Source organism: Bradyrhizobium sp. USDA 3397, assembly GCF_054060965.1.
Genome location: NZ_JBSSDS010000001.1, coordinates 7,965,562 through 7,979,296 on the forward strand (window position 1 = coordinate 7,965,562; position 13,735 = coordinate 7,979,296).

10 protein-coding genes are annotated in these 13,735 nt (G+C 65.4%); 9 read left to right on the top strand and 1 reads right to left on the bottom strand.

Annotation, left to right across the window (positions count from 1 at the left end):
- Positions 1 to 75: 75 nt before the first annotated feature.
- The 6 genes from folE to ACVWYQ_RS37055 all read left to right on the top strand — a co-directional run bounded on the left by folE (position 76) and on the right by ACVWYQ_RS37055 (position 7,507).
- Positions 76 to 702, top strand: coding sequence for a GTP cyclohydrolase I FolE (gene folE, locus ACVWYQ_RS37030; protein ID WP_036006126.1), 627 nt, complete (start codon positions 76 to 78; stop codon positions 700 to 702).
- A 28-nt stretch (positions 703 to 730) separates the two neighbouring features.
- Complete coding sequence (locus ACVWYQ_RS37035; protein WP_404542474.1) at positions 731 to 2,254, top strand: FAD-dependent oxidoreductase; 1,524 nt, start codon at positions 731 to 733, stop codon at positions 2,252 to 2,254.
- A 127-nt stretch (positions 2,255 to 2,381) separates the two neighbouring features.
- A complete protein-coding gene (locus ACVWYQ_RS37040) occupies positions 2,382 to 2,951 on the top strand; it encodes an HdeD family acid-resistance protein (protein ID WP_271545288.1) in 570 nt (189 codons plus the stop codon).
- 121 nt (positions 2,952 to 3,072) lie between these two features.
- Positions 3,073 to 4,284 carry an ABC transporter substrate-binding protein gene (locus ACVWYQ_RS37045; protein ID WP_404542471.1) on the top strand — a complete coding sequence of 404 codons (1,212 nt, stop codon included), beginning with the start codon at positions 3,073 to 3,075 and terminating at the stop codon, positions 4,282 to 4,284.
- A gap of 295 nt (positions 4,285 to 4,579) precedes the next feature.
- On the top strand, positions 4,580 to 5,794 hold the full coding sequence (locus tag ACVWYQ_RS37050) for an acyl-CoA dehydrogenase family protein (protein ID WP_404542469.1): 1,215 nt from the start codon (positions 4,580 to 4,582) through the stop codon (positions 5,792 to 5,794).
- A 255-nt stretch (positions 5,795 to 6,049) separates the two neighbouring features.
- Positions 6,050 to 7,507 carry a hypothetical protein gene (locus ACVWYQ_RS37055; protein ID WP_271545285.1) on the top strand — a complete coding sequence of 486 codons (1,458 nt, stop codon included), beginning with the start codon at positions 6,050 to 6,052 and terminating at the stop codon, positions 7,505 to 7,507.
- Between the two features lie 211 nt (positions 7,508 to 7,718).
- On the opposite strand, the gene ACVWYQ_RS37060 is transcribed toward ACVWYQ_RS37055, so the two are convergent.
- Positions 7,719 to 9,458 (bottom strand): methyl-accepting chemotaxis protein, encoded by a 1,740-nt coding sequence (locus ACVWYQ_RS37060; protein WP_404542466.1) that lies wholly within the window; start codon positions 9,456 to 9,458, stop codon positions 7,719 to 7,721.
- A gap of 235 nt (positions 9,459 to 9,693) precedes the next feature.
- Here ACVWYQ_RS37060 and ACVWYQ_RS37065 point away from each other — a divergent pair, with 235 nt between their 5' ends.
- From ACVWYQ_RS37065 to eutC, 3 genes are all read left to right on the top strand, one after another.
- Entirely contained in the window at positions 9,694 to 11,076 is a 1,383-nt protein-coding gene (locus tag ACVWYQ_RS37065; RefSeq protein WP_404542463.1) for an ethanolamine ammonia-lyase subunit EutB, read from the top strand.
- A gap of 147 nt (positions 11,077 to 11,223) precedes the next feature.
- On the top strand, positions 11,224 to 12,810 hold the full coding sequence (locus ACVWYQ_RS37070; RefSeq protein ID WP_157281353.1) for a B12-binding domain-containing radical SAM protein: 1,587 nt from the start codon (positions 11,224 to 11,226) through the stop codon (positions 12,808 to 12,810).
- Positions 12,811 to 12,816: 6 nt separating this feature from the next.
- Positions 12,817 to 13,602 carry an ethanolamine ammonia-lyase subunit EutC gene (gene eutC, locus ACVWYQ_RS37075; RefSeq protein ID WP_404542460.1) on the top strand — a complete coding sequence of 262 codons (786 nt, stop codon included), beginning with the start codon at positions 12,817 to 12,819 and terminating at the stop codon, positions 13,600 to 13,602.
- Positions 13,603 to 13,735 lie beyond the last annotated feature (133 nt).

Below are 13,735 nucleotides of genomic sequence, written 5' to 3' on the forward strand. Positions count from 1 at the left end.
GAACCTTTTCCGATTGGCGCCGTCCAAGCTGTGGGCCCGCTTCCATATGCGGGCTCGTTGCAGGGGAGAAGCTTGATGAAGTCACAAGTGCGCAAGCTGGAACGTGTCGCCGTGGCGCAGACGCCGTCCGATCGGCCTGACAGGGCGGAGGTCGAACAGGCGATCCGGACCATGATCCGCTGGGCCGGCGATGATCCCGCGCGCGACGGTTTGCGCGAGACACCTGCTCGCGTTGCACGCGCGTTCGCAGAGTATTTTTCCGGATACGCACAGGACCCGACCGAAATCCTGCAAAAGACCTTCGAGGAGATCGAAGGCTATGACGAGATGATCGTGCTGCGCGGCGTTCGCTTCGAGAGCCATTGCGAGCACCACATGGCGCCGATCGTCGGTCGCGCCTGGGTCGCCTATATTCCGCAGGGGCGCGTCGTCGGCATCTCCAAGCTCGCACGCGTGGTGGACGTCTACGCAAAACGGCTCCAGATCCAGGAGAAGATGACCGCACAGATCGCCAACACCATCAACGACGTGCTCAAGCCCGAAGGCGTCGGCGTCATCATCAAGGCGACACATCACTGCATGACCACGCGCGGCGCGCACAAGCCTGGGACCGATCTCGTCACCAGCCGCATGCTGGGCGTATTCCGCGACAATGCGCTGACGCGCCAGGAACTCTTGGGGCTCGCCAGTTCGGACGATTGACTCGCGCGCTCATGATGGAGGCGTTGCCATGGCCGAGGATAAGAAGCCGAGCGGACCCGACCTGACCGAAGGCGTGGCCCTGACCGAGTTCAAGGACGGCAAATTGCTCGGTCACGTCGGAGAGGACGATGTCCTGCTGGTGCAGGCTGGCAGCGAGGTCTTTGCGATCGAGCCGGCCTGCAGCCATTATCACGGCCCGCTCGCCGAGGGCCTGGTGGTGGGCGACACCATCCGCTGTCCCTGGCATCATGCCTGCTTCTCCCTGCGCACGGGCGAAGCCACGCGGCCGCCGGCCTTGAACGCGCTGGCGGTCTGGGAGGCCACGCGCGATCAGGACAAGATCATCGTCCGGCGCAAGCGCGAGGCCCTGACGCCGCCGTCCGCCCATCGCAGCGCACCGGCGCCAGACAAATTCGTCATCGTCGGCGGTGGCGCCGCCGGCTTCGCCGCCGCCGAGACGCTCCGGCGCGAGGGCTTTGCCGGTGCCATCACCATGTTCAGCAATGACGGCGCGATGCCGGTCGACCGGCCAAATCTCTCCAAGGATTACCTTGCGGGCAACGCGCCGGAGGACTGGTTGCCGCTGCGTGGCGAGGACTATTACCGCGACTCGGGCATCGATCTCAGGCTCAACGCCGACGTCGTCGCGATCGATGCCAAGTCGCGCAGCGTCACGCTCGGCAACGGCGACAAGCTGCCGTTCGATCGGCTGCTGCTGGCGACCGGCGCCGAGCCGCTCAAGCTGCAGATCCCGGGCGCGGACCAGCCGCATGTTCACACCCTGCGCTCCGTCGCCGACAGCCGGGCGATCATCCAGGCGGCGGGGAGCGCCAAGCGGGCGCTGGTGATCGGCGCCAGCTTCATCGGCCTCGAGGTCGCGGCGTCCTTGCGGGCCCGCAAGATCGAGGTGCACGTGGTCGCGCCGGACGAGCGGCCGATGCAGAAGGTGCTCGGCGCCGAGATGGGCGATTTCGTTCGCTCCCTTCACGAGGACAACGGCGTCGTCTTCCACTTGAAGGAAACGGTGGAGAAGCTCGATGGCCTACGTGCGAGGCTGAAGAGCGGTGCTGTCATCGAGGCCGACCTCGTCGTGGTCGGCATCGGCGTCAAGCCGCGCCTCGCGCTCGCCGAGCAGGCGGGGCTAACCGCCGATCGCGGCGTCAGCGTCAGCGAATATCTGGAGACCAGCGTCGCCGGTATCTTCGCGGCCGGCGACATCACGCGCTGGCCCGATCCCCATTCGCGGCAGAGCATCCGTGTGGAGCATTGGGTGGTGGCGGAGCGGCAGGGTCAGACCGCCGCGCGCAACATGCTCGGCAGGCGCGAGCGCTTCGACGCGGTGCCGTTCTTCTGGAGCCAACACTATGACGTGCCGATCAACTATGTCGGCCACGCTGAGAACTTCGATGACGTCGCGATCGACGGCAATATCTCCGGAAGGGACTGCCTGCTGAAGTACCGCAAGGGCGGCCGCGTCCTCGCGGTCGCTTCAATCTATCGCGATCTCGACAATCTCAAGGCCGAGCTCGAGATGGAGCGCACGCGCGGCTGAAGCCCCGCGCGCGAGCTTGATTTGCGTCAACATTGCGACAGGTGAAGGCTGTTCTGCTGGCTGTCGTCCCGGTGCGGTGTGTGCTATCCTGGCGTGTGCCCGCGGGCTTCGCATGCAGGAGTGGCCCATGACCAGTGCTTCAGACGCATCTCATCCTTCCAGCTCGGGTATCTCTGCGCTGCACGGCAAATGGGGGTGGATCGTCGCGCTAGGCGTCGTTTACCTCATCGCCGGCTTCGTTGCGCTCGGCAGCATGGTCATGGCGACGGTGGCGAGTGTGATCGTGGTCGGCGCCATGATGATCGTCGCCGGCGTGACGGAGATCATCGGCGCATTCCAGATGAAGAGCTGGGGCAAGTTTCTGATCTGGGCCTTGCTCGGCGTGCTCTATGTCATCGCCGGCTTCCTGACCTTCGCCAACCCGCTGTTCGCGGCAGTCCTGCTGACATTGTTCTTGGGCGCATCGCTGATCGCCTCGGGCGCGGTGCGGCTGTTTCTTGCCTTCAGCATGAAGCGCGAGAGCCCGTGGCTGTGGGTCGCGCTCTCGGGCGCCATCACGCTGCTGCTCGGCCTCCTGGTCGTGGCGCGCTGGCCGGTGAACAGCGTCTACATCCTCGGCCTGTTTCTCGGTATCGACCTGATGATGGCCGGCGCCGGCTGGATCAGCTTGGGTTTCGCCTTGAAGCGGCGCGGCTAGCGCAACGCCATCAGCAACTCGACGCAAGACCCTCTTGCGGAACTCCGCTGAGCTGACGTGCTGACAAGAGTCAGCACGCCGCGTGACCGTCTCGCGCGGCGATGATCATCGGGGAGAAACCATGAAAGCCGCTTTGGCCCTGGCCGCAGCGCTGGCCGCCGCCTGCGCGTCCGCCCCTGTCTCCGCGCAAAAATCCTACGGTCCTGGGGTCAGCGACACCGAGATCAAGATCGGCAACACCATGCCCTATAGCGGTCCGGCCTCGCCGCTCAGCATCACGGGACGGGTGATCTCCGCCTATTTCGACGAGATCAACGAGAAGGGTGGTGTTGGCGGCCGCAAGCTCAACCTGATCTCGCTGGACGACGCCTTCTCCCCGCCCAAGACCATGGAAGCCGCGCGGCGCCTCGTCGAGGGCGACGGCGTCGCCTTCATCTTCGCCACCATGGGCACGGCGCCGAGCTCGGCGATTGCAAAATATCTCAACAGCAACAAGGTGCCGCAGATCTTCCTGATCAGCTCGGCCTCGAAGTGGAACGATCCCGCCAACATGCCGTGGTCGATCGCGCTGCCCTGGGCACCGAACTACACCAGCGAGGCCGCAATCGATGTCGCCTATGCCCGCGCCAAGAACCCGAATGCGCGCTTTGCGGTGCTCTACCAGAACGACGACGCCGGCAAGGAATATCTTCGCGGTGTCAAGGAGGCGCTCGGTGCCGACGCCGACAAGGCGATCGCGATGGCCTCGAGCTTCGAGGTCGCCGACCCCACCGTCGATTCCCAGGTTCTGACGCTCGCCAATACCAAGGCCGACGTCTTCATGATCTATTCGGTGACGCCGCGCGCCTGCGCGCAGGCGATCCGCAAGGCGCACGAGGTCGGCTGGCAGCCGACGCGCTTTCTCGCCTCGGGATGCGCCAACAAGGCCACCGTGATGGCGCCGGCCGGGCTTGAGGCCGGCAAGGGTGTGCTGTCGCTCGGCGCGCTCAAGCCGTTCGTCGAAACGCCCAGGGACGACCCGGCGATGACGGCCTATATCGACTTCATGAAGAAGCGCCTGCCCAATGCCGACATCAACAACGTCGCCGGCCTCTACGGCTACACCGTCGCCGAGGCGCTGGTGGCGCTGCTGAAGCAGTGCAAGGACAATCTGACGCGCGAGAACATCATGGCGCAGGCCGCGAATCTGAAGAACGTGCCGCTGTCGCTCCTGATGCCCGGCATCACCCTCAACACCACGCCGCAGGATTTCCGCCCGATCAAGGACGGCTACATGCTCCAGTTCGACGGCAACGACTGGGTGGTGGCAAGCGAGCTGTTGCGCGGGACGTGAGAGGCGGGTTCTCGCGGCGGATGCGAAATCGTAGGGTGGGCAAAGGCGCACTTGCGCCGTGCCCACGATCTATCAATGATGACCGAGAAAGAGCGTGGGCACGCTTCGCTTTGCCCACCCTACGAGACTGATGTCTCCATCACGTCATGGCCGGGCTTGTCCCGGCCATCCACGCATTTCCCCGCGGCACGAAGAACGTGGATGCCCGGGCCTTCGCCTCGCCGAAGCGGCTTCGGCCGCGCAGGCGGGATAAGCCGGGCATGACGACCTCAAATGTAGCGAACAGGAGACCAGCATGGATTTTCACCACTCCGCCCGTTCGCTGGAGCTCCAGGACCGCGTTCGCCAGTTCATGCAGGCCCATGTCGAGCCGGTCGAGGAGCTCTATTACGAGCAGGTCAAGCCGGAAGCTTCACGCTACAAGACTCCGCAAATCCTTCAGGATCTGAAGCGGCTGGCGCGCGATCAGGGGCTCTGGAATCTGTTCCTGTCCGGCGAGCACGGCCCGGGCCTGACCAACCTCGAATACGCGCCGGTGAAGGAGATCATGGGCCGCATCCTCTGGGCGCCCGAAGTCTTCAACTGCTCCGCGCCCGATGTCGGCAACATGGAGGTGCTCGCCAACTACGGCACCAAGGCGCAGCAGGAGCGCTGGCTGGCGCCGCTCCTCGAGGGGCGTATCCGCTCTGGCTTCTCGATGACGGAGCCGCAGGTCGCCTCCAGCGATGCCACCAACATCCAGTGCGAGATCAAGCGCGACGGCGACGATTACGTCGTCAACGGCCGCAAATGGTTTACCTCGGGCGCGATGAACGAGGATTGCGAGATCCTGATCGTGATGGGCAAGACTGCGCCCGACCACCCCGACCGCCATCGCCAGCAATCCATGATCCTGGTGCCGAGGAATACGCCCGGCGTACGCATCGTCCGCGACATGCTCACCTACGGCTTTGACGATGCGCCCGTCGGCCATCCCGAGATCGTCTATGACAACGTCCGCGTGCCCGCCGAGAACATTCTGCTCGGGGAGGGCCGCGGCTTCGAGATCGCGCAAGGCCGGCTCGGCCCCGGCCGCATTCATCACTGCATGCGCCTGATCGGCTGCGCCCAGCGTGCGCTGGAATTGATGTGCCAGCGCGCGGTCTCGCGCGTCGCCTTCGGCAAGCCGCTCGCAGAGCAGGGCTCGGTGCGCGAGGACATCGCGCATTCCTTCTGCGAGATCGCGCAGGCGCGGCTGCTCACCTTGCAGGCCACCGACAAGATGGACCGCGAAGGCAACAAGGCCGCGCGCGATCTGATCGCCGCGGCCAAGATCGTGGTCCCCAGCATGGCCGCCCGCGTCATCGACCGCGCCATCCAGATCCACGGCGCCGCCGGCGTCTCGCAGGACACGTTCCTCGCGCGCGCTTACGTCTACGCCCGCTTCATCCGCATCGGCGACGGGCCGGACCAGGTGCATCTCGCGGCCGTCGGGAAGGAGCTGATCAGGCGCGGCGGGGTGATGGGGTAGCGCCGTGGCCCTTGGCCGGATTGCGCATCGGCGGCGCTTCGAAGCGCCGCGACGGGCAAGTCCTTTGGCCGCGATGCCGTATGGCCTCAGATCACTGTAGTACAATAGTAACTACTGCTGACCGAGAGTGACCCTGCACGCCATGGCGGGTTCACCCAGGTGAAAGAGCACAGATCGCTTTCGCGCGAGAAAACGTCCGATACCGACGTTACAGGAAGCGCTCGCGTCCTGGAGGTGCCGGCGGGCCATTTCCGCATGAGCCTGCGTTGGCTGATCGTCGCGGCGCTCCTCCTGGCTGCCTTGCTCGTCCAGATACCGATCGTCCTGAACCCGGATCTGGCCTGCCTGCTGACGGAGGGCGAGCAGGTCCTGGATGGCCGCAAGCCGGGCGTCGATCTCTTCGAGCTGAATCCACCCCTGTCGGTCTATTTGTACATGCCGGCATCGATGCTGGCGCGAACGACCGGAATTGCGCCTGAAGTGATCGTGATCATCCTGATCCTGGTCGAAATCGTCGTCGCGCTTCTGATGATCGATCGTGCCGCTGCGGCGGCAAGGCTGGGGGCTGAAGAGCGGATCGTTGCGACCTGCCTGTTCGCGTTCTTGTTCGCAATTCTTCCGAGCGGCGTATTCGGACAGCGTGAGCACGTCGCCGTCATTGCGCTGACCCCTTTCGTCGCCGTCACCGCGATCCGCTGGCGTGGCCTCAGCCCCGGACCGGTTGCGATCCTGGCGGGACTTGGGGCCGGGCTCGCCATGAGCATCAAGCCCCACCTTGCCATGGTCGTTGGGCTTCCGATCGTGCTGGCGGTCTTCCGCCAGCGCTCGCTCAGGCCGTTGTTCTCTCCGGAAGCGATGACGGCGGCGGCTGTCGTCATCGGATACGGAGCGGTCCTCGCCAGCGTTTTCCCCGCTTATCTTTTCGACTATGCGCCGATGGTCTCTGCCGCATATCTGCCGTTGCGGATGAATCTGGGCGATCTGCTGTCTTTCCCGGCCATGGTGTTGGCCGGGTCCGTCGTGTTTCTCGGCTTGCTGGCCCCGCACGAGTTCAAGTTTGGAGGCAACGCGACCCCGTGGTTGGCTGCGGCGCTCGGTGGAGCTGCGAGTTTCGTTCTCCAGGGCAAGCATTGGACCTACACGGCGTTTGCGCTCTGTGTCTTTGCGATCGCCGCGCCGCTGTTGCATGCGCGCATCAGGACGATGCGGATGCCGGTCATGATCGCCGGCCTCGCCGCCGTTGCGCTCATCGGCTATTGCCTGGCCTTGCAGGTCCGGCCGTTTCCGCCGCTCAAGGAGCGCATCCTGGCCCTCGCAAAGCATCCGCGGCTGATCACGATCGGCGATCACGTCGCGCTGGGGCATCCGCTCGTCCGCGAGGTCAACGGGACCTGGGTGGGCAGCTCCTGCATGCAGCTGTTGGCTGCCGGCGCGATGATGCTGCAGAAAACGACGACGCCAACCGAAGGCGAGCGCGCAAGACTGGACAGCATCATCGATTTCGAGCGGCGGCACTTGCTCGCAGACCTGCGCGCCGGTCGTCCGGATGTGATCCTCGTGGATACCCGGCTGCTGAGCGCGGTCCCGTTCGACTGGCTGGCCTGGGCGAGGTCCGATCCGGAGCTCCAGGCCGAGCTAACTCGTTACCGCGAACTCGAGGATGCCGGCGGCCGGGTCCGGATCTTGGTCGCTCGATCGGGTTCGGAGCGGTAACCCCGTTCGGTTGCCAGCCGCGGCAGGCGCCACGCTCGGCATGCTGACATCATGCCCCTGTTTTGCCCGACGAGTCAAAATCGGTCCGTAAGAACAGCACGCTTTCGCGCCGTTCGGCCAAGCCATTGAAAAACCTCACCCCGCCTACTGTGCATGGGGTTGTTTTTCCGTTTTTGCTGGAGCGACCGTTTTCGCGGCGCCAGGCGGGCCGCTATCCCGCCTTGGCGATGCGCCCGTCCGCCGACCCCGCGCGCAGGTTCTGGAAGAACGTCTCCACCTCCCGCGACAGCGTCTGCGCCGTCTCGGTCAGGCTGCTGGCGGCGGTGAACACCGAAGCCGCCGCAGTATCGGTCTCGCCAATGGCATCGCGCAGCGAGGTGATGTTCGCCACCAGCGTCTCGTTGCCTTGGGCGGCGCTTTGCGCGTTGGAGGAGATCTCGCGCGTGGCCTGGTCCTGCTGACTGACGGCGCCGGCAATCGCGGATGTGACCTCGTTGATCTCGCGCACGGCCCCGCCGATCTCGCGCACGGCGTCGACGGCGTTCCGCGTCGAGGCCTGGATCATCGCGACGTTCTCGCTGATCTCGGCCGTGGCCTTGGCGGTCTGGCCCGCGAGCGCCTTCACCTCGTGGGCGACGACAGCAAAGCCGCGGCCGGCATCGCCGGCGCGCGCCGCCTCGATGGTGGCGTTCAACGCAAGCAGGTTGGTCTGCTCGGCGATCGCCTGGATCAGGTTGAGCACGCCGTCGATGCGTTGCGTGGCTGCAGCGAGGCTCTCGATCTCGGAGATCGACTTCTCGGTGCGCTGGCCGGTCTGCTCGACCGCGCCCGCGCTCTGCCGCACCTGGCGGCCGATCTCCACCACCGAGGCCGAAAGCTCCTCGGCCGCGCCCGCCACCGCGGTGACGTTGTGCGAGGCCTGCTCGGTGGCATTCGCCGCGGTGCCGGCGCGGCTGCTAGCATCCGCAGTGACACGCGTGATGGTCTGCGCGGTCTCGCGCATGACGGAGGCGTTGTCGCTGAGGCCGCGCATGATCGCGCCGATCGCCTCGCGAAATTGCTCGACGGACCGCTCGACGTGACGGGCGCGCTCCTCGCGCGCGGCGGCGTCTTGCGACACTTGCGAGGCGAGGTTGCGGTTGCGCCCCATCGAGTCCTGGAACACCTGGATGGCGCGGGCCAGCGCGCCGATCTCGTCGGCGCGGTCGGAGTGCGGCACCACGACATCGTCGGCGCCGTCGGCGACCTGCTTGATGGTGGCGGTGATCGCGGCGAGCGGCCGGGCGATCGAGCGGGCAATGATGACGATGCCAGCGACGACGAGGGCCAGCGCCACGCCGCCGAGGCAGGTGAGGATGAACGACAATGTGCGGGCGGTCTCGGTCTGCTGCGCGATCTGCCTGCCGCGCTCGGCATAGACCTTGGACAGCGCCTCGAGGTCCTTGTTCAGCGCCGAGCGGACGCTGCGGTTGGCGTCGTTGTCGCCCCATTCGCGGCCCGCTGCCGCGTTGATCTCGACGCCGCGCCGCACCAGCTCCTTGCGGAATTCGACGAACTGCTCGATGCGCTTCTTGAAGGTCGCGAACTGCTCGGCATCGTCTTCCTTGACGATGGTCTCCCAGCGTTTCACGACGTCGAGGATCTGGGCGTTGAACTTGAGCAGGCCGTCGCCGTATTTCTTCACCACGGCCGGCTCGGTCGACATGTAGATGCCGCGCGATTCCATCACCACCGCATAGACGAGGGAGTTGACCCGCTCGACGTTCAGCGCGGCGGCATTGGCCGTCTCGATCGCGACTGCGAGGTCCGCGCTGCGGCGGCTGTTGTAGTCGGACAAGATCGCGATCGCTGCCGTGAGCAGCGCGAACAGCGCGAAGATCGCATAGAGCTTGCTGGCAAGCGTGAAGCGGCCTGCCGGCTTGGCGGCATTCCCAGATCGGTCGGATGTCATGATGTTCAAGGAGCCCGGATTGGCCTGACCGGCCGGTGAACGGGGTCAGGCAAATTGTTGCAAAACTATGCAGAACGAAGATGGACGCCTCGTTAACGCGCGGCCTGGCCGCCTCCGTCCTTGGTCGAAGGAAAGGCAAGTCATTTCAGCGTCTTGATCCGAAGGTTTAGTTTCAGGATAGTCTTTTGGGATAGTCTTGGAGTCGGCCGTTGGCCGAGCAACCCCGGAGAGACCCTTGGTCTACCGCCACAGCATCGACGCCACGACCTACAGCTTCCCCGACCTGCGCGACCTGCTCGCCAAGGCGACACCCCCACGCTCCGGCGACCGGCTGGCCGGCATTGCCGCTGCCAGCTCCGAGCAGATGATCGCCGCGCGGATGGCGCTCGCCGATGTGCCGCTCGGCCAGTTCCTGCAGGAAGCCGTCGTTCCCTACGAGGCCGACGAGGTCACCCGCCTCGTCATCGACAGCCATGACGCCAGGGCGTTCGCGCCGGTGGCATCGCTGACGGTCGGCGCCTTCCGCGACTGGCTGCTGTCGGACGCCGCAACGCCCGAGATCCTGCGCAAGCTGGCGCCCGGCATCACGCCGGAGATGGCGGCCGCGGTGTCGAAGCTGATGCGCAACCAGGATCTGATCCTGGCGGCGCGGAAATGCGAGGTCACCACCGCCTTTCGCAACACCATCGGCCTGAAGGGGCGGATGAGCACACGCCTGCAGCCGAACCATCCCTTCGACGATGCAAGGGGCATCACCGCCTCGATCCTCGACGGCATCCTGCTGGGGGCAGGCGATGCCTGCATCGGCATCAATCCCGCCAGCGATGATCCGGCCGTCATCGCGCAATTGCTGCGGCTGCTCGACGAGATCATCGCGCGGCTGCAGATCCCGACGCAAGGCTGCGTCCTGACCCATGTCACGACGACGCTGTCTCTGATCGGGCAGGGCGTGCCGGTCGACCTCGTCTTCCAGTCGGTCGCGGGCACCGAGGCCGCCAACCGCAGCTTCGGCATCGACCTCGCACTGTTGAAGGAGGCGCAAGAGGCCGGGCTGTCGCAGTCGCGCGGCACGGTCGGGCGGAACCTGATGTATTTCGAGACCGGCCAGGGCTCGGCGCTGTCGGCGGGCGCCCATCACGGCGTCGACCAGCAGACCTGCGAGGCGCGCGCCTATGCGGTCGCCCGCGCCTTCGCTCCGCTGCTGGTCAACAGCGTGGTCGGCTTCATCGGCCCCGAATATCTCTATGACGGCAAGGAAATCATCCGCGCCGGGCTAGAGGATCATTTCTGTGGCAAGCTGCTCGGCCTGCCGCTCGGGGTCGACATCTGCTACACCAACCACGCCGAGGCGGATCAGGACGACATGGACAATCTCCTGACGCTGCTCGCCGCCGCCGGCGTCACCTTCATCATGGGTGTTCCCGGTGCCGACGACGTCATGCTGAACTACCAGTCGACGTCTTTTCACGACGCGCTCTATGTCAGGGACGTCTTCGCGCTGCGCCGTGCGCCGGAATTCGACGACTGGCTGGCGCGCTCGGGCATTGCAAGTGCCGATTTCCGGATTGCCGGCGATGCAGGCCTGCTGCCCGATTTTGCCGCGCGGCTGATCGCATGAGGCGGAAGGTCACTCGGTTGGGAAACCATCGGCGCCTCTCGGAATTATGCTTACGCCACAATATTGAGAAATTCCGGCGACAGCATTACGCTATGTGTCGGGCTGGCAATTTCCGCACCATCGGTTGAGTGTGGCGGGGGAGCTTTGATGCGAGCTGAAAGTAACGGAACGTCCCGGCGGATTCTCTGCGTGTTTCCGCGCTACACCTCGTCCTTCGGCACGTTCGAGCATTCCTATCCGCTGACCGATGGCGTTCGCGCCTTCATGCCGCCGCAGGGGCTGCTGCTGATCTCCGCCTATCTTCCGAAGGAGTGGCAGGTCAAATTCGTCGACGAGAACCTGCGCCGCACGACGAGGGAGGAGTTCGAATGGGCGGAAGCGGTCTTCGTCAGCGGCATGCACATCCAGCGCCAGCAGATGAACGACATCTGCCGCCGTGCCCATGAGTTCGATCTGCCGGTCGCGCTCGGCGGGCCTTCCGTCAGCGCCTGTCCCGACTATTACCCGTCCTTCGATTATCTGCATGTCGGCGAGCTCGGCGATGCCACCAACCAGCTGATCGAGATCCTGTCGCGCGACACCTCGCGGCCCGAGCAGCAGGTCGTGCTCACGACCAAGGACCGCGTGCCGATGACGGAGTTTCCGATTCCGGCCTACGAGCTCGCCGACGTGAAGAAGTACTTCCTCGGCAGCATCCAATATTCCAGCGGCTGTCCCTACCAGTGCGAGTTCTGCGACATCCCCGGCCTTTACGGCCGCAATCCGCGCATCAAGACGCCGCAGCAGATCATCGCCGAGCTCGACCGCCTGCGCGAATGCGGCATGACCGACACGGTCTATTTCGTCGACGACAATTTCATCGGCAACCGCAAGGCGGCCATGGACCTGCTGCCGCACCTGATCGAGTGGCAGAAGCGGACCGGCTACGTGGTGCGGCTCGCCTGCGAGGCCACGCTCAACATCGCCAAACGCCCCGAGATCCTCGAGAAGATGCGCGAGGCCTATTTCATCACCATCTTCTGCGGCATCGAGACGCCCGATCCCGACGCGTTGAAGGCGATGCAGAAGGACCACAACATGATGGTCCCGATCCTGGAGGGCGTGCGCACCATTAACTCCTACGGCATGGAGGTGGTCTCAGGCATCATCATGGGGCTCGACACCGACAAGCCGAACACCTCGGAGGCGCTGCTCGCCTTCGTCGAGGAGTCCCGGATTCCGCTGCTCACCATCAATCTGCTGCAGGCGCTGCCGAAGACGCCGCTATGGGACCGGCTTGAGCGCGAGGGGCGGCTGGTCGAGGACGATGGCCGCGATTCCAACGTCGACTTCCTATTGCCCTATGACGAGGTCGTCGCGTCCTGGAAGCACGCCATGGCAGTCGCTTACGCGCCCGACAAGGTCTACGCGCGCTATCAGCACCAATGCGACCACGTCTATGTGAACCGGCTCAAGGTGCCGGTGCCGGACGAGATGAAGACCTGGCCGAACATCCGGCGCGGCCTCGTCATGCTACGCAACATCTTCTGGAAGGTCGGCGTGCTTGGCGACTACAGGCGCGTGTTCTGGAAGTTCGCGCTGGGCCGCATCAAGCGCGGCGACATCGAAGGCCTGATCGGCTGCACGCTGATCGCGCACCATCTCATCACCTTTGCGCGCGCGGCCTCCAGCGGCAAACAGAACGCTTCGAACTATTCGATCCGGCTGCGCGAGGCCGCCGTTCCGGCCGAATGATGCCCCATGTCTGACCCGGCCCTGCCGCGCCGTCCGACCCTCGATTTGCAGTCGTTCACGCCTGCGCGCGTCGCGCTGGGACGCAGCGGCGCGAGCCTGCCGACGAAGGCGTTGCTCGATTTCACGCTGGATCATGCCCGCGCCCGCGATGCCGTGCATGCCGCCTTCGATACGCCGCGTCTCATCGCCGATCTCGACGCGCTCGGTGTTGCCGCGACCGAGGTGAGGAGCCGGGCGGTCGATCGCAGCGACTATCTGCGGCGGCCGGACCTGGGACGGCAGCTCGATCCCGCCTCGGCCCAGCGTCTGGCACGAAGCATCTCGGCGCCGTGCCAGCTCGCGGTCGTGATCGGAGACGGCCTGTCCGCGGCGGCGGTCCATAGCCATGCGGCGATCGTGGTGAGGCGCCTGCTGCCATTGCTTGCGGAGGGGGATGCTGTCGCGGTTCGCCATGTCGTCGTCGCATCGGGCGCGCGCGTCGCGCTCGGCGACGAGATCGGCGCCATTCTCGGTGCGCGCATGGTCGTGATGCTGATCGGCGAGCGGCCCGGCCTGTCCGCGCCCGACAGCCTCGGCGCCTATCTGACCTTTGCGCCGAGGCCCGGCCGCACCGATGCCGAGCGCAATTGCGTCTCCAACATCCATCACGCCGGGTTGAGCCACGAGGAGGCGGCGTTCAAGATCGCCTGGCTGGTCCGCGAGGGGCTGGCCCGGGAGATCACCGGCGTGGCGCTGAAGGACGAGAGTGCGGACCGCGCGCCGCGCCAGATTGGCACATCCTCGCCGGGATGACGGTCATTCCAAGCCCGGATCGCCACTTTTCTGATCGATTCGGCCGCGCCGGGCCTGCTTGCGAAAAGACCTGTTGACCTGCTAAACCGCTGCCGGCGATTTTCCGCGCATTTTCAAAGGGCAAGCCTCCCAT

Excerpts from the sequence above, each read along its gene's own strand:
- eutC (WP_404542460.1), top strand. The coding sequence starts at position 12,817 with ATGTCTGACCCGGCCCTGCCGCGCCGTCCGACCCTCGATTTGCAGTCG.
- ACVWYQ_RS37045 (WP_404542471.1), top strand. The coding sequence starts at position 3,073 with ATGAAAGCCGCTTTGGCCCTGGCCGCAGCGCTGGCCGCCGCCTGCGCG.
- ACVWYQ_RS37055 (WP_271545285.1), top strand. The coding sequence starts at position 6,050 with ATGAGCCTGCGTTGGCTGATCGTCGCGGCGCTCCTCCTGGCTGCCTTG.
- ACVWYQ_RS37070 (WP_157281353.1), top strand. The coding sequence starts at position 11,224 with ATGCGAGCTGAAAGTAACGGAACGTCCCGGCGGATTCTCTGCGTGTTT.
- ACVWYQ_RS37050 (WP_404542469.1), top strand. The coding sequence starts at position 4,580 with ATGGATTTTCACCACTCCGCCCGTTCGCTGGAGCTCCAGGACCGCGTT.
- ACVWYQ_RS37060 (WP_404542466.1), bottom strand. The coding sequence starts at position 9,458 with ATGACATCCGACCGATCTGGGAATGCCGCCAAGCCGGCAGGCCGCTTC.
- ACVWYQ_RS37040 (WP_271545288.1), top strand. The coding sequence starts at position 2,382 with ATGACCAGTGCTTCAGACGCATCTCATCCTTCCAGCTCGGGTATCTCT.
- ACVWYQ_RS37035 (WP_404542474.1), top strand. The coding sequence starts at position 731 with ATGGCCGAGGATAAGAAGCCGAGCGGACCCGACCTGACCGAAGGCGTG.
- folE (WP_036006126.1), top strand. The coding sequence starts at position 76 with ATGAAGTCACAAGTGCGCAAGCTGGAACGTGTCGCCGTGGCGCAGACG.